This is a genomic window from Caulobacter sp. HMWF025 (assembly GCF_003060965.1).
Classification (GTDB): domain Bacteria; phylum Pseudomonadota; class Alphaproteobacteria; order Caulobacterales; family Caulobacteraceae; genus Caulobacter.
Window position 1 is genome coordinate 1 of sequence record NZ_QAII01000079.1, and the last position, 3,763, is coordinate 3,763.

Below are 3,763 nucleotides of genomic sequence, written 5' to 3' on the forward strand. Positions count from 1 at the left end.
TGACGGTACGACTCCTTCAGGATGCGGAGGCGCGGGGAGCTGCAGGTCTCTTGGAAGATGAGAGCCGCCCCGCGCATCGGCGGGGCTGACTTCGGGATGCTGGCTTCAGACCGACCCAGCACCCGACGACGCCCCGCGCAGGCGGGTCGTTTTCGGGGTGGTAATTTTGGTCGCGGCAAACAGCATCAGCGACGTCTCTAGCGGGGCAGGGCCGAAAGGTAAAGTGCAGGGCTCAACCTGCGATCAGGGCCGCGCGCTCGGCCGGGGTGACGTGGCGCCAGTGGCCTTCGGGCATGTCGCCGAGCGTCAGGGGACCGACGCGGACCCGGAACAGGTCGACGACCTTCAGCTCCAGCAGCTCGCACATCCGGCGGATCTGGCGGTTGCGGCCTTCCTGCAGGATGATGCTGAAGCGCTGGTCCGAGATCATCTCCACCCGGGCCGGGCGCAGTTCGCGACCGTCCAGTTCGAGGCCGAAGCGTAGCAGCTCCAGCTTCTCGTCGGTGATCTCGCCCATCACCGCGACGCGGTATTCCTTTTCCAGCTCCGACTGCGGGCCGATCACGGCCTTGGCCACCACGCCGTCTTCCGACAGCAGCAGCAGGCCGCGCGAATCCTTGTCGAGGCGGCCGATCGGCGGCAGCAGGTCGCCGCTGCCCGGGATCGGACCCTCGCCCAGCCACAGATTGGCCCGGGTCAGCAGGCGGGCGGCGGGCACTTCGCCGGCTTCGGGCTGGGCCGAGACGAAGCCGACCGGCTTGTGGATCAGCACCGTCAGGCTGGAGTCGAGCTTGGCCGTGGCCCGGTCGGCCAGCACCAGGGTCTGGCCGGTGAGGATCTTGCGACCCATGTCCTGCACCACCTCGCCGTCGATCGACACCAGACCGTCGGCGATCAGGGCCTCGGCCTCGCGGCGCGAGCAGACACCGCTCTGGGCCAGCCACTTGTTGACCCGCTGGGGCTCGTCGTCCTCGTAGGTGCGGGAAAAGGCCATCAGCCGAAATTGTCCTCGAGGGTCGCCAGGCGGGCGGCCTGGTCTTCGGCGATCAGCGGCTTGATCACGTCGTCCAGGGCCTCGCCCTCCATGACCTTGGCCAGGTTGTAGAGAGTCAGGTTGATGCGGTGATCGGTCACCCGCCCTTGCGGGAAGTTGTAGGTGCGGATGCGTTCCGAACGGTCGCCGCTGCCGACCTGGCTCTTGCGGGCGTCGGAGCGGGCCGTGTCGAGGGCCTCGCGCTGCATGTCATAGAGACGCGCCTTCAGGTTTTTCATGGCCCGGGCGCGGTTCTGGTGCTGGCTCTTTTCCGACGAGGTCACCACCACGCCGGTGGGCAGGTGGGTGATGCGCACGGCCGAGTCGGTCTTGTTGACGTGCTGGCCGCCGGCCCCCGACGAGCGGTAGGTGTCGATCCGCAGGTCGCTGTCGTTGATCTCGATCTCGACATCCTCGGCCTCGGGCAGCACGGCGACCGTAGCGGCCGAGGTGTGGATGCGGCCCTGGGCTTCGGTTTCCGGCACGCGCTGCACGCGGTGCACGCCGCTCTCGAACTTCAGCCGGCCGAAAACGCCGTCGCCGGTGATCGAGGCGATGATTTCCTTGTAGCCGCCCATTTCCCCTTCGGAGATGCTGTCGACCTCGACCCGCCAGCCCTGGCTGACCGCATAGCGCTGGTACATGCGGAAGAGATCGCCGGCGAACAGGGCCGCCTCGTCGCCGCCGGTGCCGGCCCGGACTTCGAGAATGGCCGAGGCGTTCTCGTCCTTGTCCTTGGGGGCCAGCATCAGGGCCAGCTCGTGCTCGAGCACGGGCAGTTTCTCGTCCAGGGCCTGGATCTCGTCACGGACCATGGCGGCCATTTCCGGGTCGCCGGCCATCTCGTCCAGCTCGGCGCGTTCGGCGGCCAGCTTGGCCAGGGTCTGCACGGCCTCGGCCACCGGCCGCAGCTCCGCATGCTCCTTGGAGAGCTTGACGATCTCCGAGCCGTCGGTCGCGGCGCCCATGCGGGCTTCCACTTCACGGAAACGGTCGAGAACCTGATCGAGGCGGGCCTGGGGCAGTCGCAAGGGGGTGACGTCACATTACTGTTGGGAACGGGCGGTCTCTGTACCGCCCCAGCGGGCCCACGTCACCCCGGCGCGAAGGGGCTTACTTCGGATAGAGCATGGTCTCGGCGACCTCGGTGTCACCGTTCACCGTCACCTTGACCTGGTCGAAGGTCGGCTTGCCGCGCAGGTCAGTGGCCCGGAACATAGACCAGCCCTCGGCGGGCTTGCCGTCGGCGGCCATGGTCATGCCCCAGTTCTGGTCGGCATCGTGCAGGACCGAGACCGAATAGTCGCCGGGCGGGACATTGGGCAGGCTGACCTTCAGCCGGCCGCTGGCGGTGCCGTCCAGCACGGCGCCGCTGGTCTGGGCCGGCTGCATGAACTGGTCACGGCTCTGGACGGTGACGAGGATCTTGCCCCCCTTGGGCTGCACGCCGTCCAGGGTCAGGTTGACGGATCCGGCCTGGGCAGCGCCGGCAAAGGCGGCGGCGGCGAAGAGGGCGGCGGCGGCCGCAGCGAGGCGTTGCATGTCTGAAGTCTCCCTCGGCTTGATTGCCGATGAAGTACTTTTATTTGCAAAGTGCGTGGCGAGGCAAATTACAAAGGAGTCATTCGAAAAGGGGGGGACCCCACACGCAAAACGCCGCCCGGTCGCGGGGACCGGACGGCGTTCGCTAGCCTTTCACGCACACCACCTGGCGCAGCGTGTGGACGATATCCACCAGGTCGCTCTGGGCGGCCATGACGGCGTCGATGTCCTTGTAGGCCATCGGCGTTTCGTCGATCACGCCTTCGTCCTTGCGGCATTCCACACCGGCCGTGGCGGCGATGTGGTCGGCCATGGTGAACCGGCGCTTGGCTTCGTTACGGCTCATCGCCCGTCCGGCCCCGTGCGAGCAGGTGCAGAACGAGTCCGGGTTGCCCCGGCCGCGCACGATGAACGAGCGGGCGCCCATCGAACCCGGAATGATCCCCAGCTCTCCGTCCTTGGCCGACACCGCGCCCTTGCGGGTCAGGTAGACGTCCTTGCCGAAGTGCTTTTCCCGCGACACGTAGTTGTGGTGGCAGTTCACCGCATGCTGCGTGGTCACGAGGTCGGGGAAGGTGCGCTTCAGCACCGCCAGCACCTGGTCCATCATCACCTCGCGGTTGGCCAGGGCGTATTTCTGCGCCCAGGACACGGCCCGCACATAGTCGATGAAGCCTTCGCTGCCTTCGGCGAAGTAGGCGAGGTCCTCATCGGGCAGGTTGATGTACCAGCGACGCATTTCATACTTGGCCCGCTCGATGAAGTAGGTGCCGAAGCGGTTGCCCACGCCCCGGGATCCGGAGTGCAGCATCACCCAGACGTCACCCGCCTCGTCGAGGCACAGCTCGATGAAGTGGTTGCCGGTGCCCAGCGTGCCCAGGTGGCCGAGACCGCGCGGGTGGCCGGCCTTGGGGTGCCGGGCCACGACGTCGTCATAGCCGGCCTTCAGGCCCGCCCACTTCTCGGCCGCCACGGTCGGGGGATCGACCTGCCAGGCGCCCTTGTCGTTGCGCCCGCCGTTGTCGGTCCGGCCGTGGGGCACGGCCGCCTCGATGTCCGAGCGGATGCCGAACAGGTTGTCGGGCAGGTGCTCGGCACGGATCGAGGTGCGCACCGCCATCATGCCGCAGCCGATGTCGACGCCGACCGCCGCGGGGATAATCGCCCCCTTGGTGGGGATCACCGAGC

At 67.6% G+C, this 3,763-nt stretch carries 4 protein-coding genes; all 4 read right to left on the bottom strand.

Annotation, left to right across the window (positions count from 1 at the left end):
• Nucleotides 1-232: 232 nt before the first annotated feature.
• Entirely contained in the window at nucleotides 233-994 is a 762-nt protein-coding gene (locus DBR10_RS09275) for a pseudouridine synthase (RefSeq protein ID WP_108503636.1), read from the bottom strand.
• Nucleotides 994-2,064: a peptide chain release factor 1 gene (prfA, locus tag DBR10_RS09280; protein WP_108503635.1), complete on the bottom strand. Its 1,071-nt coding sequence runs from the start codon at nucleotides 2,062-2,064 to the stop codon at nucleotides 994-996. The genes DBR10_RS09275 and prfA overlap by 1 nt, the downstream gene beginning before the upstream one ends.
• An 82-nt stretch (nucleotides 2,065-2,146) precedes the next feature.
• Entirely contained in the window at nucleotides 2,147-2,575 is a 429-nt protein-coding gene (locus DBR10_RS09285) for a DUF2141 domain-containing protein (RefSeq protein WP_108489932.1), read from the bottom strand.
• Between the two features lie 145 nt (nucleotides 2,576-2,720).
• The coding region (locus DBR10_RS09290) for an RtcB family protein (protein WP_108556284.1) at nucleotides 2,721-3,763 on the bottom strand (1,043 nt) is incomplete at its 5' end.

Excerpts from the sequence above, each read along its gene's own strand:
- DBR10_RS09275 (WP_108503636.1), bottom strand. The coding sequence starts at position 994 with ATGGCCTTTTCCCGCACCTACGAGGACGACGAGCCCCAGCGGGTCAAC.
- DBR10_RS09285 (WP_108489932.1), bottom strand. The coding sequence starts at position 2,575 with ATGCAACGCCTCGCTGCGGCCGCCGCCGCCCTCTTCGCCGCCGCCGCC.